The 19,980-nt window shown below is 39.0% G+C and carries 19 protein-coding genes; 9 read left to right on the top strand and 10 right to left on the bottom strand.

The window, feature by feature from the left end; genetic code table 11:
• The first annotated feature begins 1 nt into the window (after position 1).
• Together ACQ7EO_RS21395 and ACQ7EO_RS21390 are read left to right on the top strand one after the other, a co-directional pair.
• A complete protein-coding gene (locus tag ACQ7EO_RS21395) occupies positions 2–1,123 on the top strand; it encodes a 5-(carboxyamino)imidazole ribonucleotide synthase (protein ID WP_004718994.1) in 1,122 nt (373 codons plus the stop codon).
• A 696-nt stretch (positions 1,124–1,819) separates the two neighbouring features.
• Positions 1,820–3,109, top strand: coding sequence for a lytic murein transglycosylase (locus tag ACQ7EO_RS21390; protein ID WP_244014508.1), 1,290 nt, complete (start codon positions 1,820–1,822; stop codon positions 3,107–3,109).
• A gap of 52 nt (positions 3,110–3,161) precedes the next feature.
• On the opposite strand, the gene ACQ7EO_RS21385 is transcribed toward ACQ7EO_RS21390, so the two are convergent.
• The 8 genes from ACQ7EO_RS21385 to grpE all read right to left on the bottom strand — a co-directional run bounded on the left by ACQ7EO_RS21385 (position 3,162) and on the right by grpE (position 9,277).
• Positions 3,162–3,545: a hypothetical protein gene (locus ACQ7EO_RS21385; RefSeq protein ID WP_154130490.1), complete on the bottom strand. Its 384-nt coding sequence runs from the start codon at positions 3,543–3,545 to the stop codon at positions 3,162–3,164.
• Positions 3,546–3,656: 111 nt separating this feature from the next.
• Positions 3,657–4,577: a matrixin family metalloprotease gene (locus tag ACQ7EO_RS21380; protein WP_434278645.1), complete on the bottom strand. Its 921-nt coding sequence runs from the start codon at positions 4,575–4,577 to the stop codon at positions 3,657–3,659.
• Positions 4,578–4,789: 212 nt separating this feature from the next.
• Complete coding sequence (locus ACQ7EO_RS21375) at positions 4,790–5,302, bottom strand: hypothetical protein (protein ID WP_434278644.1); 513 nt, start codon at positions 5,300–5,302, stop codon at positions 4,790–4,792.
• 2 nt (positions 5,303–5,304) lie between these two features.
• Positions 5,305–5,721 carry a hypothetical protein gene (locus tag ACQ7EO_RS21370; protein WP_004719005.1) on the bottom strand — a complete coding sequence of 139 codons (417 nt, stop codon included), beginning with the start codon at positions 5,719–5,721 and terminating at the stop codon, positions 5,305–5,307.
• Positions 5,722–5,829: 108 nt separating this feature from the next.
• On the bottom strand, positions 5,830–6,126 hold the full coding sequence (locus tag ACQ7EO_RS21365; protein ID WP_056515471.1) for a putative quinol monooxygenase: 297 nt from the start codon (positions 6,124–6,126) through the stop codon (positions 5,830–5,832).
• A 49-nt stretch (positions 6,127–6,175) separates the two neighbouring features.
• Positions 6,176–6,538: a MerR family transcriptional regulator gene (locus tag ACQ7EO_RS21360; RefSeq protein ID WP_209828958.1), complete on the bottom strand. Its 363-nt coding sequence runs from the start codon at positions 6,536–6,538 to the stop codon at positions 6,176–6,178.
• Between the two features lie 89 nt (positions 6,539–6,627).
• On the bottom strand, positions 6,628–8,571 hold the full coding sequence (dnaK, locus tag ACQ7EO_RS21355; protein WP_004719012.1) for a molecular chaperone DnaK: 1,944 nt from the start codon (positions 8,569–8,571) through the stop codon (positions 6,628–6,630).
• 166 nt (positions 8,572–8,737) lie between these two features.
• Entirely contained in the window at positions 8,738–9,277 is a 540-nt protein-coding gene (gene grpE / locus ACQ7EO_RS21350) for a nucleotide exchange factor GrpE (RefSeq protein WP_004719014.1), read from the bottom strand.
• 825 nt (positions 9,278–10,102) lie between these two features.
• On the opposite strand from grpE, the gene ACQ7EO_RS21345 reads away from it, so the two are divergent.
• Complete coding sequence (locus tag ACQ7EO_RS21345; protein ID WP_004818138.1) at positions 10,103–10,369, top strand: hypothetical protein; 267 nt, start codon at positions 10,103–10,105, stop codon at positions 10,367–10,369.
• Positions 10,370–10,558: 189 nt separating this feature from the next.
• On the opposite strand, the gene ACQ7EO_RS21340 is transcribed toward ACQ7EO_RS21345, so the two are convergent.
• The gene (locus tag ACQ7EO_RS21340) at positions 10,559–11,431 is read right to left on the bottom strand and encodes a LysR family transcriptional regulator (RefSeq protein WP_434278643.1); all 873 of its coding nucleotides are present in this window, start codon (positions 11,429–11,431) and stop codon (positions 10,559–10,561) included.
• Positions 11,432–11,641: 210 nt separating this feature from the next.
• Here ACQ7EO_RS21340 and ACQ7EO_RS21335 point away from each other — a divergent pair, with 210 nt between their 5' ends.
• Positions 11,642–12,307: a glutathione S-transferase family protein gene (locus ACQ7EO_RS21335; protein ID WP_434278642.1), complete on the top strand. Its 666-nt coding sequence runs from the start codon at positions 11,642–11,644 to the stop codon at positions 12,305–12,307.
• A 127-nt stretch (positions 12,308–12,434) separates the two neighbouring features.
• Here ACQ7EO_RS21335 and ACQ7EO_RS21330 read toward each other — a convergent pair whose 3' ends face one another.
• Positions 12,435–13,442: a putative solute-binding protein gene (locus ACQ7EO_RS21330; protein ID WP_209828952.1), complete on the bottom strand. Its 1,008-nt coding sequence runs from the start codon at positions 13,440–13,442 to the stop codon at positions 12,435–12,437.
• 362 nt (positions 13,443–13,804) lie between these two features.
• Between ACQ7EO_RS21330 and tauA the strand changes: the two genes are divergently transcribed.
• The 5 genes from tauA (at position 13,805) to ACQ7EO_RS21305 (ending at position 19,637) form a co-directional block, all read left to right on the top strand.
• Positions 13,805–14,794 carry a taurine ABC transporter substrate-binding protein gene (tauA, locus tag ACQ7EO_RS21325; RefSeq protein ID WP_034613263.1) on the top strand — a complete coding sequence of 330 codons (990 nt, stop codon included), beginning with the start codon at positions 13,805–13,807 and terminating at the stop codon, positions 14,792–14,794.
• 18 nt (positions 14,795–14,812) lie between these two features.
• The gene (gene tauB / locus ACQ7EO_RS21320) at positions 14,813–15,637 is read left to right on the top strand and encodes a taurine ABC transporter ATP-binding subunit (RefSeq protein ID WP_434278641.1); all 825 of its coding nucleotides are present in this window, start codon (positions 14,813–14,815) and stop codon (positions 15,635–15,637) included.
• Complete coding sequence (gene tauC / locus ACQ7EO_RS21315; protein WP_004818127.1) at positions 15,637–16,479, top strand: taurine ABC transporter permease TauC; 843 nt, start codon at positions 15,637–15,639, stop codon at positions 16,477–16,479. The genes tauB and tauC overlap by 1 nt, the downstream gene beginning before the upstream one ends.
• Before the next feature lie 95 nt (positions 16,480–16,574).
• Positions 16,575–17,438 (top strand): taurine dioxygenase, encoded by an 864-nt coding sequence (gene tauD / locus ACQ7EO_RS21310; protein WP_004719027.1) that lies wholly within the window; start codon positions 16,575–16,577, stop codon positions 17,436–17,438.
• Between the two features lie 297 nt (positions 17,439–17,735).
• Positions 17,736–19,637, top strand: coding sequence for a 5'-nucleotidase C-terminal domain-containing protein (locus ACQ7EO_RS21305; RefSeq protein WP_096735439.1), 1,902 nt, complete (start codon positions 17,736–17,738; stop codon positions 19,635–19,637).
• Positions 19,638–19,980: the final 343 nt, after the last annotated feature.

Raw genomic sequence — 19,980 nt, 5'->3', positions numbered from 1 at the left:
TATGAATAAAACCATCGGTATCTTTGGTGGTGGTCAACTCGGCCGTATGATGGCGCAAGCTGCGCTCCCATTAAATATCCAATGCACATTTTTTGAAGCTGATGCGGATTGTCCATCTGCAATATTAGGACACGTTTTTAGCACTAAAGCTGAAAATGGGTTACAAGATTTTATTGCCAGTGCAGATGTTTTTAGTCTGGAATTTGAAAATACGCCATTGATTGATGTTGATGTATTAACCAAGCAAAAAGATCTGTATCCGCCACGCCAAGCTTTAGCAATCGCACAACATCGCCTTTCTGAAAAAGCTTTATTTGATGAGCTGGAAATTCCTGTTGCGCCGTATAAAGCAGTCGATTCATTGGAGACGCTTAAGCTTGCAGTGAGTGAATTAGGCTTACCAATCGTACTTAAAACTGCGACAGGTGGTTATGATGGTAAAGGTCAATTTGTACTGCGTTCAGTCGATCAAATTGATCAGGCATGGGCTGAGTTAGGACCAGCAGGATCATTAATCGCTGAAAGTTTTGTGATTTTTTCTCGTGAAGTATCAATTATTGCGGTGCGTGGTATTGATGGTGATGTAAAAACTTGGCCTTTGGCTGAAAATCATCATCACAATGGTATTCTCTCGCATTCAATAGTTCCTGCTCCAAACAGTGCTGATTTACAGCCCGTTGCGCAGGAATACATCACCCGATTGTTAAACCATTTGAACTATGTTGGTGTGTTAACACTTGAATTGTTTGTGACTGAAAAAGGCTTATATGCCAATGAGATGGCACCACGTGTGCATAACTCTGGGCATTGGTCAATTGAAGGCGCAGTATGTTCGCAATTTGAAAATCACATTCGCGCTGTGGCAGGTTTACCACTGGGTTCAACCGAAGTGGTTCGACCAACAGTGATGGTAAATATCATTGGGCAACATCCTAAATCCGAAGATGTTTTAGCGTTAAAAGGTGCACATTTACACCTTTATAATAAAACAGAACGTGAAGGTCGTAAAATTGGTCATATCACCCTGATGCCAAATGATGCTGCTGAATTAACGACTTTATGTCGTCAATTGGCGAAGATTTTACCGAATCCATTGTCATTAAGCGAAGATATGAACATTTAAGCTTGATTTTGTATGTAAAAAAAGCGGTCAAACTCTTGCCCGCTTTTTTCTACTCTGCTGTTCTGTATCATGACGCTCCCCCTATTTTATCGTTAAGCAATGACCCAAAAATGGATCATTTTCTGGGGATATAAAAACAAGAATGATGATAAAAACAGCTTCAATAAACAGAAAAACAAGCATCTATTTTTAAATTCAAAGTTCAAATTTAAAGGGTTTAGAACATTTGAATTCAAAAGTATTAACAGCAAAACCCAAAAAGTTATCCACTTTGAATTTAAATTAACTTGAAGGTGTTTTTTGAATTTAAAACTTTAAATTTAAACTTTTGCTTGCTCGAAGTGAAAATAACGACTGTGGATAAGTTTTGATTCACCAATCCAAAATCCAAATTGTGGATAAAAATAAACACTTGAGCGAGTTTTTATGGGATTGAGTGGAATTTTAAATTTAAAGCTAAGGTTGCTAAAATAATGATGTTTTTTGAATTCAAATTTGTGTGAAAGTTTTGAATTTAAAAAATGATAAGTTTGCTGGGGTGTGGATAACTATATTTAAATTCAAAACAGTGAACTGTGGGTTATGAATTTAAAATCGAAAAATGAATTCAAAATTTACGTTTTTACATCTGTCATTTTATTCACAGACTGCTATGGTATTCACATAATTTAAATTTAAAACCATTTTGTGGATATTATGCGTCATTTAACTTTGATTTGTGGATCTGTTTTGTTGGCAGCATCGCATGCCAATGCTGAATTAATCATTAACGGTCAGGCTGTATCTAGCTCACCAATCACAACAACACCGAATACAAGCTATACACCCAATTCTAATTTTCAAAGCTGTATTGCAAATTTACGTTCGCAAGCAATCAGTTCAGGTGTTAGTGGCACAACCTTTGATCGTTATACGCAAAATCTAACGCCTGATTATTCAGTCATCAGCAAACTGGATTATCAACCTGAGTTTTCAACACCGATTTGGGATTATCTTTCAGGTTTGGTCGATGAAGAGCGGGTAGAGAAAGGCCGTCAAATGCTGGCTCAGCATCGTGAAGTTTTAAACCGTGTCTCAGCAGCTTACGGCGTTCCAGCAGAAACGGTTGTTGCTGTTTGGGGCGTGGAAAGTAATTTTGGTGACATTTCAGGAAAATATCCTTTATTACAAGCGTTGGGAACTTTAAGTTGTGAAGGGCGTCGACAAGGTTATTTCCGAGGTGAATTCTTTGCCACAATGCGTATTTTACAACGAGGTGATTTACGCGAAGAACAGTTAAAAGGTTCATGGGCAGGGGCATTTGGTCATACTCAATTTATGCCTTCAACGTATGAAGAGTTGGCCGTAGATTTTGATGGTGATGGTCGACGTGACTTGGTTTCAAGTACTTCGGATGCTTTGGCATCAACAGCAAACTTTTTGAAAAAACGTGGCTGGCAAACGGGAATGCCGTGGGGCTTTGAAGTAAAAATTCCAGCTGGCGCCTCTGTAGGTGGTGAAAGTCGTCGTAATAAAAAATCGTTGAGCACTTGGGTAAATCGTGGTTTTACTCGTGTTGACGGTACTCCAATCATTCAAGGCAATTTATCGGAAGGCGCTCAGGCCGGTTTAATGATGCCTGCGGGTGCAAATGGTCCAGCATTCTTGGTGTTTAAAAACTTTGATGCAATTTATTCGTATAATGCTGCGGAAAGTTATGCACTGGCAATTGCACATTTGTCTGATCGTTTACAAGGCAAGGGCAGTTTTCAAACCGCATGGCCAACTGACGATGCAGGAACATCTCGTACAGAACGTCGAGAAATTCAAAATTACTTATTGAAAAAAGGCTATGCGATTGGCGATGCAGATGGCTTGATTGGCGATAAAACGCGTCAGGCTATTCAGCAAGAACAAGTGAAGTTAGGGTTGAGCCCAACAGGTCGAGCAGGCCAACAGATTTTAAAAGCTTTTAGAAATGAAGCTGCAAAGAATATGATGCAATAAATATTTGATCTCATTTAAAAGGTCTGCATAAGCAGACCTTTTTTTATGTGGATTATTCAATTGCGAAAGGATCAATTTTGACCGCTTCTAGGACATCTAAAATAACAGCGGTAACATCCTGTGTATGATCACGATCATTAAAAATTTCATAGGCTGTAATGGTTACGTCGGTATCACTAGGTAACTGTTTTTGTTCTTCTTCAATTAAATGTTGAATTGGCAATAAGGTCTGTTTAATTTCAAGGTGTAGAACATCTTTAAACTCGACATTGTCGTCTTCTAGTTCAATGATCTGTTCGTTGAAATAAGGCAGCAGAATCGAATGGAGATAAGGTTGAAGTTCAGTAATATCAAAAATTTCAATATCACGAGTTTGCTCAATCGTGCTGATATGATCATTTACTTCTAAAATAATATGATAATAGCTCACAGTCATCTCCTCAATTTATTGCTTCAGGGATTCACAATAACATGATTTTGCATAAAACTGATTTAAATACATAAATAAATTATGGATTTAAAATTGATAATCATCGCTAAATTTTGCTTATCGTTGTCTTGAGTTTAGCATGGCTAAATCCGCTGTGGTTAATCTAAAATTTTTCAAATCTTGTTCTTTCATCATTGGGTACATGAGTGCTTTAGGATCATTATTGTGCGCTAAGCCCAAAGCATGCCCAAGCTCATGTGCAATCGTGACACGTAAATCTTCGTCCGATGTAAATTCATAGATATTAATGGTTTTACCATCGAATACGCCTTTATCAAATTGGCGCGGTTGGAAACGACTATTAAAGTGATCCACAGATTGATTGTATTGTTGATTGACAGCGTTGAGTTGTTCAACTTGGCGATTTAACTCATAGACTTTTTGATTATAAATATCTAACTGTTGTTTGAGTTGGTTCTGCTCGATGATCAGTTGATTTTTCTGCTGATCTAACTGCAATCTTGCTGTGGCATCTAAATTTTGATGGGATTGATTAAGGGTATTGATCAGCTGATTATACTGGTCAACTTTACGTTGATAATTGGTTTTTTGCAGATCAAGCTCACCATTGGTGCGATCTAATTCAGCGTGAAGTTGCTGAATTTTTTGCTTTTCACTTTGTGTATATTGTTGGGTATTTTGCAAAATACGCAACTCTTGGTTTCTAGCGCTAGATTCCGCTTGGCGTTCGTCATAAATTAAGTTAATCGTCAGTTTGGCATGATCATCATAAACAAAGAGACTTTTCATGGTCCCTTGATGCCAAATATCCGTGGCTTGTTGTGCCAAATTTTGCACCTGCTGTTTACTAACATGAAAACGTGGATCTATCTCGCCAATACGATAACGTAAGCGAGTATCTAAAGGATGCGTGATACGATCAATGGCAGAATTATGATTCAATTGCGGATACATCATGCGCTGTATCGCAAAATAAGCAGTAAAGGCAATTACACAGACTAGAATCCAAAAACGCATGATTGATTTAAAAATAATTGTTGTTGTGGATAATTTATCTGAAAATATAAGAATCGCAAATGCTTAAGCAAGTAAAGCTTGCGTGATCAATACAAATATTGATTTCAATTGATGATGTTTTTAGCAGTCAGCTTTAGATGGAAAGCAGCAATATGAATGCAACGCTGAGTTTGGGCATCGCGATGGAAGGTTCATTCACATAATCAGTTGATTTAAACGTTAAACAGGACTTGGATATCAATAAATAAGAGAATAAAAGCAAAAACACTGAGTAATCGATTCATCCAAACAGATCTTTTTAAATAGTCAGGGCTGATATATAAAGCTTTGAATTGTAAGGGATGCAACATGATATAGCTGATTTTCTGTTTAAATACCGGAGTGACAGATTGTTGTTGCTTTAAAACCACTTGGCGCAGAATAAAAGCATTTAGCCACCAGAGTATAAATAGGATGAGTAAAATAATGCTGATACTCAATGTCAAACGAATCCAAGCATTCTGCTCAAAATAGGCAATTTCAGTATAAAAATGGCTCATTAATATAATGCTGACCAGTAACATGGTGCGATAAAAAGTTTGCCGTGTAAATTCAAGGTGCAAAGGATGATTGAGCTTTTGTTTATCCGCTTTACTCACTATTTTACCTGCAAAAAATGCAAAACCATGACATAGAATCTCTAAAAAGAGATATAAGCCAATGCTGATGGCAAGCGTTTTATACATGATTAATCGTGTTCAAAAATAGGTCGATATAGTGATGGAGTCACTAAAATCATCAATAAAATTCCAGAACAAACAAAGGCCAGATCGTTAAATATCGCTGCATAACTGGTCATGTAAATCCAGTGCATAAAGGGCATAAAATAAATCAGAAATATTGGGAAAAATGTATAGAGATAAGCTTTTCTTGCCCATTCTTTTTTTAAACATAAACCAAATGTGATGATGAGGATGATTAAACCTGCGATCGACATCACTCCCAATTCCCAAGCTTGCGGGTCTTGGTAGAGTGTTTTATCCAGAAGTTCTAACTCGGGTTCAGTACTGTAAATATCGATGACTGCTGCAATGATAGGCAATATAAATTGCGCTATGATCAAGCTGTAATACACTGTATTGGATACAGCAGGAGAGTTTTTCATCATTTGACTCATTATTATTGTGATAATTAAGATAAAAGATTTAGTGAAGATTGGCAATTGATCAATAAGAAAAACCACTCGATGACTGGAGTGATTTTTCGAGCTTTTTTATAGCACAATATCACTGACGAAATGTTGCACCACTTCGGTTAAATCTTTGGAAAGGTAGTGTTGTGTATAGGGCTGTTTAAAATGCGCATGGTAAGCCTGTTCTGAGTCGAAGCGTTCCCAAAGTAGTAAACGAGTTGGCTCTTGTTGGCATTGATGCAGTTGAAATAAGCTACATCCCGGTTCTTGTTGAAGAGTGAGCTTACATAATGCTTGTAAGGCTTCACGGGTTTCTAAGATTCTGTCTTTATCTTTAATTTTTAATTCTGCGGTGATGTAAAAACCTGAACTTAACATTCTCTACTCCTAACTCAAATCGTAAGTCAAAAATATTAACTGCTCGAGTTCACTCTAGCTCAAGCATTTTTTGTGCATATATTTCAATTTTATAGTCAACAATACTTTGTTCTTGCTTGAGTCTTTGAATTTCTTGTTTTAATTGAGCAGAATGCGCAATAAGAAGAGCTTGTCTTTGTTTTAAGGTTTGCTCTCCTTGTAGTCGAAATTGGGCAAAATCTTGCATTTTTTCTAAAGGCATGCCTGTTGATTTTAAGCGTTTTACCCATTCAAGCCATTCCAGATCAAGTTTGGTATATACACGTCGTCCGGATTGATTACGATGGATATTTTTCAGCAAGCCTATTTGTTCATAATAACGAAGGGTATGGATAGAGAGTCCAGTTTTTTTAGAGATATCAGAGATAAACAAAAGTGACTCCATAGCTTTACGGATAAAAATAGATCATATAAAAAAACCGCTCAATCTCTTGAGCGGTTTTCTAAGATTAAAGTGACAAATTATTTTTTGTCATCTTTAACTTCAGTGAATTCAGCATCTACAACGCCATCATCAGCTTTTTGCTGTTGTTGACCTGCATCACCACCGAATTGGTTAGGATCGAAGCCTTCAGCGCCGCCTTGACCTTGAGCTGCTTCATAAGCACGTTGAGTGATCGGCATAATGATGTTTTGTAAAGCTTCAGTTTTTGCTTTAATCGCATCAACATCATTTTCTTTTGCAGTCACTTCTAACTCAGAAACGGCTGCTTCAATTGCAGTTTTTTCATCAGCAGTGACTTGTTCGCCAAGATCTTTCACAGCTTTGTTTGCAGAAGCAACTAAAGCATCAGCTTCGTTACGTGCTTTTGCAAGCTCTTCAAACTTACGATCTTCTTCAGCATTTGCTTCAGCATCTTTGATCATTGCTTCGATTTCAGCATCAGACAAACCAGAGTTTGCTTTGATCTGGATCGATTGTTCTTTACCAGTGCTCTTGTCTTTTGCTGATACTTTTAAGATACCATCAGCATTGATGTCGAACGATACTTCAATTTGTGGCACACCACGTGGCGCAGGCGGAATGTCGCCTAATTGGAAGTTACCCAACAATTTGTTTTGTTGAGCCATTTTACGTTCACCTTGGTAAACTGAAATATCTACCGCTGGTTGGTTATCTGCTGCTGTAGAGAACACTTGAGATTTCTTCGCAGGAATCGTGGTGTTTTTCTCAATAATTGCAGTTAATACGCCACCCATGGTTTCGATACCAAGTGTTAATGGTGTTACGTCAAGTAAAAGTACGTCAGTTTTGTCACCAGACAATACCGCACCTTGAATTGCCGCACCAATCGCAACAGCTTCATCCGGGTTCACATCTTTACGAGGTTCTTTACCGAAGAACTCTTGTACTTTCTGTTGAACCATTGGCATACGTGATTGACCACCAACCAAGATCACGTCAGAGATGTCAGAAGTCGAAAGACCTGCATCTTTAAGTGCGATACGGCAAGGCTCAATTGTACGCGCAACTAAATCAGCAACTAAACCTTCTAGTTTGGCACGTGTTACATTCATCACTAAGTGTTTAGGACCAGTTGCATCCGCAGTGATGTATGGCAAGTTAATTTCAGTCGAATTAGATGAAGAAAGCTCAATTTTAGCTTTTTCAGCTGCTTCTTTTAAACGTTGTAATGCAAGTGGATCTTGTTTCAAGTTGAAGTTTTGCTCTTTCTTGAACTCTTCAACCAAATAGTCGATCAATGCATTATCAAAGTCTTCACCACCAAGGAATGTATCACCATTGGTTGACAATACTTCGATTTGTTGGTCGCCATCTAAGTCAGCGATTTCAATGATTGATACGTCAAATGTACCACCACCTAAGTCATATACAGCAACTTTACGGTCGCCTTCTTTTTTGTCCATACCGAACGCAAGTGCAGCAGCAGTTGGTTCGTTAATGATACGTTTAACTTCTAGACCAGCAATACGACCAGCATCTTTTGTTGCTTGACGTTGTGCATCATTGAAGTAAGCAGGAACAGTAATAACAGCTTCTGTTACTGTTTCACCTAAATAATCTTCCGCAGTTTTTTTCATTTTTTTCAAAATTTCTGCAGAGATCTGTTGCGGTGCAAGTTTTTTGTCGTTTACTTCAACCCAAGCATCACCATTATCAGCTTTGATGATTTTGAATGGTGCAATACCGATATCTTTTTGTACTGCTTGGTCTTGATACTTACGACCAATTAAACGCTTGATTGCGAATAATGTATTCTTAGGGTTAGTCACTGCTTGACGTTTAGCAGATTGACCCACAAGAATTTCGCCATCTTTATATGCAACGATAGAAGGTGTTGTACGTGTACCTTCAGCATTTTCAATTACTTTAACTTTATCGCCTTCAAGTACAGCAACACATGAATTCGTTGTACCTAAGTCAATACCAATAATTTTAGCCATAAATCAAATTCCTCTAAATTCTTTTGAATCCCTTGTTTCCTCTTTTTGCAAAGGGGAGTTAAAAGGGATTTTCTTGTTATCCGATATGAGAGCCATTCAAAAATTTTCAAGTCATGATTTGTGAAAATTCATGAAAATATTTTTAAAAAGCTCCTATTTATTACGCTTATTGACCAACCATCACCATTGCAGGGCGAAGTAGTCGACCATTTAAGGTGTAGCCTTTTTGCAAAACTGTGCCAATTTGGTTGGCTTGTGCATTTGGGTCGATCCCGACAGCTTGATGTAAGTCCGCGTTAAAACCATTGGTTGTGTCTGCTTCAACAACACCGAATTTTTCTAAAGTGGTGAGAAGTGATTTCAAGGTCAGTTTTACGCCTTCGAGTACAGGTGTTTCTTCATCACCACCTGCGAGAATCGCACGCTCAAGGTTGTCGACAGAATTTAATAATTCTTTCGCAAACTTTTCTAACACGATGTCTTTATGCTTTTCAGCATCACGTTGAATACGTTCTACACTTTTTTGTGCTTCATAAACTGCATTTGCAGTACGTGCTTTTTCGAGTTTTAAGCTCTCTTCAAGATGACTGATTTGAGCCTGTAAAGCTTCAACGGTAACTTCAACCTGTTCATTTTCAGCCTGAGTTTGCTGTTCGGCTTGCTCGTTTTGAATATCTTGGGCTTCTTGATTCTGCTCAGTTGCCATTGATTTACTCCGTTTAAATGGGTTCTTAAACATGTACAGTCCTTATCGGCAGCAGTTTTGCACTGTGTTCATTTTTGAACTGCCATGATCGTTTAATTCATTAATGAATAAGAAATGTGGGCGAGCCGCTAAAATTCAAGCAGTTTTAGACATTATTTAATGAAATTCAGTGAAAAAAGCGGATCTACGAGAGAAATCCCAAAATTTAAAGATATTTTTGTTGGAATAATCATCAAATCAATGATTATTTTTTTAGATTAAAAATTTAAATTTATGGGGAATTGATGCGGTTATTGCTCAAAAATGATGAGTAAATTCAAAAATTAAAATTGAATGAATAGATTAAAATACTTAATTCATATGTAAAACCGATTAAACTTATTGAAAATAAGGCTTTGCGAAAAAGCAATAATTTAATTATCATGCTCCATAGATTCTATGGCTGTAGTTTCTTTTTTAGTTTGAACAATGTTTTCATAGCTTATCCAATCTTCTTGGGTAAGCTTTTTTTTGTCTTGTTAAAAGCCATTAACAATGTAAGTAATGCGAAACTTTTATGGTAAAAGTATATCTTTTATCAGGCTGACTTTTGCCTAACCACATTGAATACCATCAAAAAATCCAGCGAAATGAAACAAGTATAATGAAAAATAAAATCGGTCAACCTAAATCATTGATTTAATAAACTTTGCATAACTTATACGGCAACACCTTAAAAGTCTAACCAAGCTTCAACGAAGTTTGCAGAAAAAATAGCAATCATAGTCAGCACGACAACGCAGTCCTGTGTTGCCGTTTTTTGATAGAGTGATAAAGGAATTTATGATGAAAAAATCAGGTCTTATTTTTATGCTATTGGCTGGTGTTGCGGTCATGAGTACGGCGTGTACATCAAGTGAAACAACCCAAGCACCTGAAACAACCCAATCAGCACCAATGGGTTCTGCAGATCAACAGCAATCGGCACAAACTGCGACTGTAGATCCGACTCAACAAGGTACTGCTGTTGAGGGCGATGCGACGATTCAGCAATCACAACCTGCTCAAGCAACCAATGACCCAAGTTTAGTTGAACAACCTTCAGCTCAGTAAATTTTAAAATAAAAAATCAGGCAATTTATGGATGCCTCCATTGCCTGATTTTTTATCAATAATTTAAGCACGATGACAAATAAATTAGAATCCAAACAATAAGTTCTTGGTTGATAAAATAAAGCCATTTTTAGCTGCGCCAACATTGAGCAGAATAAACAGACGAATATCGTCGGCAACGGCTATGCATTATAGATTCAATGTCTTGCTCAGATGCCGAAATACTGTGGACACTCGCAGTAGATGCTTTGACTCGGGATGTGTGAGAAGCCACAATTCAGTCTGGCATTCATCGAGGGTGTCGGTCAAAGCGATCAGATCTCTGCGTTGCTGGGTAAGAAATACCGGCAGTACTCCTACACCCATACCAGCGGCCACCAACTCCATGACTGTGAGAATACTGTTAACGCGATAACGGAGTACGGCTTTGGGATGATGACGTTTGCGCCAGATTACCGAAGGATGCTCAGGTAAGCCATCGTCAGGGACGATCCAGTCGACGGCAGCCTCAACTTGTTGATCGTACTCGATACGATTACTGCCATATAACGCCATTCGGATTGGAGCGATGTGTTTGCCTACGAGATGGAGTGGGGGAGTGTTGGTTGCGCGCACTGCAATGTCGGCTTCACGTCGCGTCAGGCTCGTTAGTTCATTGCCAGTATGCAACTCATACTCCAACAAGGGATGAATATTCGCGAGTTTGTGTAGTGCGGGCGCGAGCAAACCATGTAGGAGGGTATCTGTGGTGGCGATGCGCACTGTACCGGATACCTGCTCTGGTGTGAGTTGTATGGCGGAACGGGCTTGCTCTAACTGTGTTTCCACTTGCTCGGCATGTTCGGCCAGTAATTGTGCTTGTTCAGATGGTAAATATCCTGCCCGTGAGCGTTCAAATAACGGATGCCCTAAGCCACGTTCGATACGACGAATTGCACGAAAAATCGTTGAAGCATCGACGTTTAATCGTTCACCAGCTCTCGCAAGATTAGCCGTTCGTACCAAAGCCAGAATGATTTCTAGATCACGAGCTTCTAGTTTGTATTGCGATTTTGCAATCATTGCTTTCTTATTTGCCTATTTTTATTGTGATATTGCAATCATATGATGAAATCTATGCATTGGTAAATTGGAAGTTTTTATGGCAAATACAACTTCTTGCGCTCTCTATAGTAGTGCATTGCTACATATCCATTTAAGTATTAAGTGGATAGCCGTGTTGTGGTGCAGTGATTGTTTCTTACTGAGTAATGTTGAATGGAGGAACACACAATGAGCCCCCATCTTATCTTGGTCAGCCATGTGCTGTGCCCATATGTGCAACGTGCTGTGATTGTGCTCAAGGAGAAAGGAGTCTGTTTCGAACGTCGTGATGTAGATTTGGCAAACAAACCAGACTGGTTCAAAGCGTGCTCACCTTTGGGCAAGACACCCGTACTGTTGGTCGATGATGTGCGGATTTTCGAGTCGGCCGTGATCTGCGAATATTTAGAAGATACATTGACACCACGTTTACATCCCAACGATGCCTTGATCCGTGCCCAACATCGCGCATGGATGGCGTTCGGTTCATCAATGCTCAACAGCATTGGCGCCTTCTACAATGCCAAAAATGATACGGCACTGGATGTGCAAGCCGAGTTGATTCGTGCACAACTGGTACAGATTGAGGCGGAACTCGTCAACGGGCCTTGGTTTGCTGGAGAACACTTCAGCCTAGTGGATGCTGTATTTGGTCCAGTATTTCGCTACTTCGATGTATTTGATCGCCTCGGTGATTTTCACTTTTTTGATGATCTACCCAAGACAAAAGCTTGGCGCACGGCGCTGGCTGAACGTGCATCAGTGCGAGAAGCTGCACATCCAGACTATCAGATACTTCTTCGAGAGTTTCTTTGCAAGCGAGATTCGGCCTTATCACGCAGGGTTAAGGTGTAGTCAGGGACGTTGCGAGATGTGTCACAGCAATCGGCGCAAAAAACCAAGCTAAGCAATTGCGCCGTATCTAGTTTAAAGCTCACGTGATTTATACGTAAGCTTTGACAGCAGAAATTTTGATCAGACCTTATTCACCCGCCAATGAACATTCAAAGTTGGTTCGATCTACAGTACAACGCGCCCGTTTAAGTACTGACATCATGGTCGGATCGTAAATACCTTGTCGGGTTAAATCCATACGTCCATCTCGTAACAGCTTTTGATATTTTTCAGTATCGGCTTTACTTAAATTCAAACGATATTTGGCTGGGATGCCTTCTTCTAAACGTTTGACCATACTGAATTGACGCGGAAGCTGCTTAATAAACCAGGTTCTAGAGTCATTGCCAAAAGTAGCTGGGAATTTCTGAGATCTAAACACCAGATCAGCAGTGACATTGAGCACTGGGAAATTGATTAATGCACCTTTAGAGCCAAGCCCTTTTTCCATTTCTAAGGGTTTAAAGGCATAGGCTGGTGCACCCACCATTGGTACTTCACCGGTATTAAACTTCTTAATAAAATTGGAAATATCGGACGGAACAGGAATTGCCCCGACACGTTCAACCATTGCAATTTGCGCTTTATCATACGCCAATACTGCGAATTTCTTGCCTTTACCTTTTTCAATGGTATTGATGGCTCGATCATTTACAAAGATATAGGCAGGGCCGATTTGACCGATCCCACCAATTTCTATTTCTTCATTGTCTATCGTGGTTTTTAAGCGTTTTACATTGCGCTTATCCAAGACAAAGGTAATCGCCTTGAGCGCAATGGCATTGGTGGGAACACCACCCAACGCGTCAATCGATCCGGCGAATTTATTGTATTGGCGTGCACGCATTGTGGTGATATAGGCCGCATCACATTTACCATTTTTAAAATCTTTATCAGCAAGCTCTTCATTTTGGTAAGCAATCAGCTGGACATCGGTATGCCATGTTTTTGCAGCGAGTGCCCACTCTTCCATCATTTTATAGGATTCACCAGCTTTCCCTAATAAATCAAAAACACAGATTTCTTGTTTAGCTTGAGAGGTGCTTGATATTCCTAATAATACGATTGTAGTAAGGGCAAGAAATTCCTTTTTCATGTTATATCCTTATACTTAAAACGCGTTTTATTTATACTAAATATAGTAATTTTATTTGAATAAAAATAGAGTTTTTACTCTATTTCCGATGAATAAACCATTGAATAGCTTAATTAATGTGATTTATTTATCTTAATAAAATATTATTGTGATGTTGTTTTGTTTATTGGTGTGGGTTTAGTGGCTTAATTAAAATCTTGTTAATTTTGATCGATCTAGAAAAATAAAATAGATTTCAAGTTTTGTTAATCAATAAAACATATAAGTAAATCTAAAAAACGTATTTTTAATAATATACAAAAAAACCTTACCATGAGCCTGATTCCCATCTCTTTTTATTTATTCTAGTCCATACATTGATCATGAAATTTCAGCAACTGATTTTGCTTTGCTCAGCTATAAGTTTATATAGCTATAGTGGTTTGGCAAATGCTCGCCCTATCGTCATTGGTTATCAAACCAACATAGAACCTGCCAAAGTTGCACAGGCTGATGGTGTATATGACAAAGTGATTGGGGAAAAACTGGATTGGCGCTTATTTAATAGTGGTGCAGAGGTTTTAACTGCATTGGCTTCTGGTTCTGTAGATATCGCACTGATTGGTTCAAGTCCGTTAGGGGCAGCTGTTGCCAATAATTTACCCATAGAGGTGTTTTTAATTTCTACTGATCTGAAAAGTGCGGAAGCCTTGGTGGTGAGAAATGGTTCAGGCATTAATAGTCCTCAAGACTTGATTGGGAAAAAGGTGGCCACCCCATTTGCTTCGACTTCCCATTACAGTTTATTGGGGGCTTTGCAGCATTGGAATATTAAAACCAATCAAATACGGTTGTTGAACCTAAAACCAGCTGAAATTAATGCAGCATGGCGCAGAGGCGATATAGATGCAGCTTTTGTCTGGTCACCTGCACTTGCTAATATTAAGAAAACTGGCAAGGTTATGACGGATGCAGGGCAGGTTGGGCAATGGGGTTCGCCTACATTTGAAGTTTGGGTGGTACGTAAAGATTTTGCACAGAAGCATCCTGAGGTCTTAACAAAGTTTTCTACAGTGACACTGAACTATTACCAATCTTATAACCAGAATAAAAGTCGTTGGACGGCCAATTCAGCTGAAGTGCAAAAAATTGCCAAAATTACCGGCGTAGATGCTCAAGATGTGCCAGCGCTTCTTGCTGGTGCCGCCTATCCAGATCGTCAGGCGCAATTAAGCACTCAATACCTTGGTGGGCGGACTACACAAAATATTGTCAACTCAGTGAACTTTTTAAAAGCACAAGGTTTGGTGAGAAAGGTTTCTCCAAATTATCAACAGTTTATTAACACGCGTTTTATTCAAACATCGAAATAGAGATCGGAAGTATTCATCATGGCTGTATTGACTGTAGAACATGTACAAGCACAGTATCCGGGTACTGAACAACCGGTACTGAAAGATGTGTCATTTCAGCTGGGCTCTGAGCAACTGATGGTTGCATTAGGTGCTTCAGGCAGTGGTAAAACAACCTTATTAAATTTGATTGCTGGATTTACTCAGCCACAAGCAGGCACTTTAAAACTGGATGGTGAAGTAATCATTGCACCTAGCCGAGACCGTGGTGTGGTGTTCCAAGATGATGTTTTATTGCCTTGGCAGAATGTAGAAGACAATATTGCTTTTGGTTTAGAGCTTGCAGGGGTTGATAAAAAAACACGTCAAAACCGTGCACAAGCATTACTTAAATTGGTGAATTTAGAAGGCTTTGGGCAACGCCATATCTGGGAACTTTCAGGCGGGCAACGTCAACGGGTTGGTTTAGCGCGTGCTTTGGCTTCTGACCCTAAAATATTATTGATGGATGAGCCTTTTGGTGCTTTGGATGCGTTTATTCGTGAACAAATGCAGTGCTTATTATTAGATGTTTGGAAGAGTACGTCCAAACCTACTTTCTTAATTACCCATGACATTGAAGAAGCTGTTTTTCTGGCTACAGATCTGATTATTCTTGCACCAAATCCTGGGCGAATTGTGGAAAAGCTGGAGTTGGATTTTGCTAAACGCTATGCCAATGGCGAGCCAGCACGAAGTATTAAATCAGATCCCAAGTTTATTGAAATGCGAGAGCATGTGTTGAGTTGTGTATTCATTCAAAATAATCAGGATCAATACCATGTTGCTCAGAGCGACCAAGCTCAAGTGGAAAAGGTGGAGTAATGACAGCACAATTAGACCCTAAATTGATCCCTCGTACAGTTGAATCTCAGACTGTGGCGGTGAAGGTTCCACGTGAAGTCAATATTACTTTGATCAGTAGTATCACGATCATTACTTTGATTGCAATTTGGTGGCTGGTCACCACTTTAGGCTGGATTGATGCTTTATTCTTACCATCACCAACCGCCGTGTTGCAGCGTTTCAATGATTTGTTCAGCAATGGCTATATGAGTATTAGCTTGTGGAGTCATATTGGCGCAAGTTTGGGTCGTATCGGCACGGCGTTGATTGCTGCGGTTATCACTGCGATTCCTGTGGGGATTGCGATTGGTCGCAATAAAATTGTGCGGGGTATTTTAGATCCCATCATTGAGTTTTATCGTCCGATTCCACCACTGGCGTATTTACCCTTGATTGTAATTTGGTGTGGTATTGGTGAGTTGTCCAAGGTGCTACTGATTTATCTGGCAATTTTTGCACCGATTGTTATCGCAACAGCAACTGGTGTCCGCTCAGTCGACCAAGCCAAAATTCGTGCTGCACAGTCTTTGGGTGCAAGCCCAATGCAAATTATTAAACATGTGGTTTTACCAAGCTCTTTACCGAGCATTTTAACTGGTATCCGTATTGGTCTTGGTGTGGGATGGTCGACTTTGGTGGCAGCAGAGTTGGTTGGTGCTTCTGAAGGTTTGGGCTTTATGGTGCAATCATCTTCACAGCTTTTGGCTACAGATGTGGTGATTGTCGGGATTTTAATTATCGCTGTGATTGCCTTTATTCTGGAAATTGGTTTACGTCGTTTGCAAAGAAAATTGGTCCCTTGGGATAAGCAATCTCAGTAAGTTATTTTCGCTACATTGTTCGATAGCGTGACGCTATATTTAGTTTTAACGTTTTAATGATACATTTTATATATCGTGAGATGATCGAGGAAGAAATGAACGCTGTTGTTTCAAATATTTTTAAAGTTACCCCATTAAATCCAACGATTGGTGCGCTGATTGAAGGTGTGAATTTCAATCAGCCTTTAACACCTGAACAAAAGGCTTTGATTGAAGCAGCTTTATTGAAACATCAGGTGATCTTTTTCAGAAATCAGCCGATGACTGCACAGCAACATGCAGCTTTGGCGCGTCAATTTGGTCAGTTACACATCCACCCAATTTACCCAAATATTCCAGAACAACCAGAAATCATGGTTTTAGATACGGAATTAAATGATTTACGGGATAATGCATTGTGGCATACCGATGTGACTTTTCTTGAAGCACCAGCAATGGGCGCAATTTTAAGTGCAAAAAAAGTCCCAGCATGGGGTGGAGATACACTTTGGTCAAGTGGAACAGCGGCGTTTGAAGCATTATCCAAGCCGATGCAAGCGATGTTATCTGGTTTAACTGCAACACATGATATTGCACGTTCATTTCCAGTAGATCGTTTTGGTGGTGATCCTGCCGAATTAGAAAAGCTAGAACAGGCTAAGAAAAAACATCCTCCGATTAGCCACCCTGTGATTCGCACTCATCCTGTCACAGGTCGTAAAGCTTTATTTGTGAGTGAAGGGTTTACCACACGAATCAATGAACTCGAAGCCAAAGAAAGCGATGCTGTCTTGAAAATGTTGTTTGAACATATTCAGAAACCAGAGTTTGTAGTGCGTTGGTCGTGGCAGGCCAATGATGTGGCATTTTGGGATAATCGTTGTACCTTCCACTATGCTGTTGATGATTACCGTCCTCAGCACCGTGTTATGAATCGAGCCACTTTGATGGGTGATAAACCTTTTTATCAAGCAGATTAAGGTTTAACTTGTTATAAAAACCAATCAAATTTGATTGGTTTTTTATTTTTGAAACAACTAAATTTGAATACAACTTTTTGAAACTTCAATATTTAAAAAATACATTAAAGAAAAATCATAAAATGAGCTGTTGTTAAAAGTATCGGTATGCTGTGTTTGTCGGTGTTCACAAAACAATTTGAATATTCAAGCTCTGATGAAACCTTGTTACTGAGCAATAATGTTTAATTATTCATCAAAATTAAACAAATGATCAACATACTAGGCCATAAATATTTATTGCTTGTTGGAAATATCATGTTGATTAATAATAAAAAGCAAATCATTTTGCTGAGTGTGCTGTCTACGCTGTTGGTTGCTTGTAATGATGATAATGATCATTCAAATACTGAAAAACCAGTTGAGGCAAAAGCTTTAGAACTGAATATCTTGCATATTAATGACCATCATTCACATTTAGATGAAGAAAGCATTAAATTTAAAAGCAATGTAGGGACAGGGGATGAAGAGTTTAGTGTTGCAAGCGGTGGATTTGCACGTGTTGCCAGCTTAATTAACCAACTTGCAGTAGAAAAGAAAAATGCTTTAAAAATACATGCAGGTGATGCGATCACTGGCGATTTGTACTATAACTTAACGGATGGGAAAGCAGACGCAGATGCAATGAACACCGTTTGTTTTGATACATTTACGCCGGGTAACCATGAGTTTGATTCTAAAGATGATGGATTAAAGAAATTTATTGGTTTCTTGGATCAAAGTTCTTGTAAAGACAAAACCCAAATTTTAACGGCCAATGTCAGTTTTGGTGCATCATCACCACTGTATAAAACCAACCGCATTTTGAAGTCACAAGTGTTTGAAAAAGAAGGGGTGAAATTTGCAATCATTGGTTTAACGGTTGCCAAGAAAACCAAAAACTCTTCGCAACCGAATGCTGATACATTGTTTGCAGATGAAATTGAAACAGCGCAAAAAGAAATTAATCAATATAAAGCGCAAGGCATTAAAAATATTATTCTTCAAACCCATGTGGGATACGACTTAGACCAACAGTTGGCAAAATCACTTACCGATGTTGATGTGATTATTGGGGGTGATTCACATACATTATTGGGTCCTGACAGTCTTAAAAAATATGGCATGACACCAGAAGGTGCTTATCCAACACAGCTGAGAAACAAAGATGGTCAATTGGTCTGCGTTGCGCAAGCTTGGCAGTACAGTTATATCGTGGGTGATTTAAATGTGAAGTTTGACAAAAACGGGAATGTCGAAAGCTGTAGTGGGACACCACATGTACTTATTGGCAATAACTTTACCCGTACCGCCAAAGACGCAAAAGCAGTCACCGAAACAGAAAAACAAGCAATACTGACGCAATTTAAAACAGATCAGGTTCCATTTACTGTTGTAGCACCACTACAAAAGACCTTGGATGTTTTAAAACCGTATCAAGAGCAAAAGAAAAAATTTGCTCAGGAAATCGTAGGTCAAGCCACAGATAATCTCTGTTCACGTCGAGTCCCTGGTACACAACGTGATGTAAATCGTTCAACACTCGGCGATATCTGTAATAAGAATACCCATGTCGATCAACATGGTGGAGATATTCAACAAATCATTGCTGAAGCGTTTTTACAACAAGGAAAGACCTTCTTTGGCGCTGATATCTCATTCCAAAATGGTGGTGGTGTCCGTGAAGATGTTGCTTTAGGGGATGTGACAGTTGGTAAAATTTATAATGTCTTACCGTTCAAGAATACATTGTTGCGTTTAGATCTGACGGGTGCTGAAGTTAAAGCCACCTTAGAGGATGCAATAGATGGTGTGATTACCCAGAATAATACGGGTAGCTACCCATATACCGGTGGTATGCGTTGGAATGTTGACTTTACCAAAGACAAAGGCCAGCGTCTTAACCAAATACAAGTACGTAATGCATCTGGGCAATATGAAAATCTAGATCTCAATAAGACTTACAAAGCGATCACGATTGATTTTCTTGCCAATGGTGGTGACTACTATACCACCTTGAAAACCATTACTGGTGAGCGCCGTGTGAATGTTGGTTTAGACTATGCTGAGGCTTTCCTTAAATATGCCCAAGGTTTGGCTGGTCAGACAGGTCAAAAGAAAATTAATAAATTAGCAACGGCTGAATACAGTACCCAGCTATTTATCGATAAAGCAAAATAAACTGAAACAGACAATCAAAATCCCGCTTCGGCGGGATTTTTTTCGTTGGTTCATTGATGAAAACTGACAAATCCTATGTTGGTGATGAATAAATAATTGCAAAAATCTATGCTTAACTTTAAAATGAGCCAAAATTTAGCCACGATGGCTTAAATAATCACAATGACAAAGCTAATTTTCTTTTCACTTGCCTCAATTTGATCTTGTAACGTTGCCTTTTGACAAGATTGTTTACAACCACTGACTGGTTGCAGGATAACCATAATATCTTGATTGAACCCATCATTTTAAGCAGGGTGCTTAAAATGTGATTTGAATCAGCTGTTAAATTCAATATTCGGGA

The organism is Acinetobacter sp. CE-15 (assembly GCF_051059255.1).
Lineage (GTDB): Bacteria > Pseudomonadota > Gammaproteobacteria > Pseudomonadales > Moraxellaceae > Acinetobacter > Acinetobacter guillouiae.
This window is presented reverse-complemented; position numbering and strand designations above follow the sequence as displayed.

Excerpts from the sequence above, each read along its gene's own strand:
- ACQ7EO_RS21395 (WP_004718994.1), top strand. The coding sequence starts at position 2 with ATGAATAAAACCATCGGTATCTTTGGTGGTGGTCAACTCGGCCGTATG.
- ACQ7EO_RS21390 (WP_244014508.1), top strand. The coding sequence starts at position 1,820 with ATGCGTCATTTAACTTTGATTTGTGGATCTGTTTTGTTGGCAGCATCG.
- ACQ7EO_RS21385 (WP_154130490.1), bottom strand. The coding sequence starts at position 3,545 with ATGACTGTGAGCTATTATCATATTATTTTAGAAGTAAATGATCATATC.
- ACQ7EO_RS21380 (WP_434278645.1), bottom strand. The coding sequence starts at position 4,577 with ATGCGTTTTTGGATTCTAGTCTGTGTAATTGCCTTTACTGCTTATTTT.
- ACQ7EO_RS21375 (WP_434278644.1), bottom strand. The coding sequence starts at position 5,302 with ATGTATAAAACGCTTGCCATCAGCATTGGCTTATATCTCTTTTTAGAG.
- ACQ7EO_RS21370 (WP_004719005.1), bottom strand. The coding sequence starts at position 5,721 with ATGAAAAACTCTCCTGCTGTATCCAATACAGTGTATTACAGCTTGATC.
- ACQ7EO_RS21365 (WP_056515471.1), bottom strand. The coding sequence starts at position 6,126 with ATGTTAAGTTCAGGTTTTTACATCACCGCAGAATTAAAAATTAAAGAT.
- dnaK (WP_004719012.1), bottom strand. The coding sequence starts at position 8,571 with ATGGCTAAAATTATTGGTATTGACTTAGGTACAACGAATTCATGTGTT.
- grpE (WP_004719014.1), bottom strand. The coding sequence starts at position 9,277 with ATGGCAACTGAGCAGAATCAAGAAGCCCAAGATATTCAAAACGAGCAA.
- ACQ7EO_RS21345 (WP_004818138.1), top strand. The coding sequence starts at position 10,103 with ATGAAAAAATCAGGTCTTATTTTTATGCTATTGGCTGGTGTTGCGGTC.
- ACQ7EO_RS21340 (WP_434278643.1), bottom strand. The coding sequence starts at position 11,431 with ATGATTGCAAAATCGCAATACAAACTAGAAGCTCGTGATCTAGAAATC.
- ACQ7EO_RS21335 (WP_434278642.1), top strand. The coding sequence starts at position 11,642 with ATGAGCCCCCATCTTATCTTGGTCAGCCATGTGCTGTGCCCATATGTG.
- ACQ7EO_RS21330 (WP_209828952.1), bottom strand. The coding sequence starts at position 13,442 with ATGAAAAAGGAATTTCTTGCCCTTACTACAATCGTATTATTAGGAATA.
- tauA (WP_034613263.1), top strand. The coding sequence starts at position 13,805 with ATGAAATTTCAGCAACTGATTTTGCTTTGCTCAGCTATAAGTTTATAT.
- tauB (WP_434278641.1), top strand. The coding sequence starts at position 14,813 with ATGGCTGTATTGACTGTAGAACATGTACAAGCACAGTATCCGGGTACT.
- tauC (WP_004818127.1), top strand. The coding sequence starts at position 15,637 with ATGACAGCACAATTAGACCCTAAATTGATCCCTCGTACAGTTGAATCT.
- tauD (WP_004719027.1), top strand. The coding sequence starts at position 16,575 with ATGAACGCTGTTGTTTCAAATATTTTTAAAGTTACCCCATTAAATCCA.
- ACQ7EO_RS21305 (WP_096735439.1), top strand. The coding sequence starts at position 17,736 with ATGTTGATTAATAATAAAAAGCAAATCATTTTGCTGAGTGTGCTGTCT.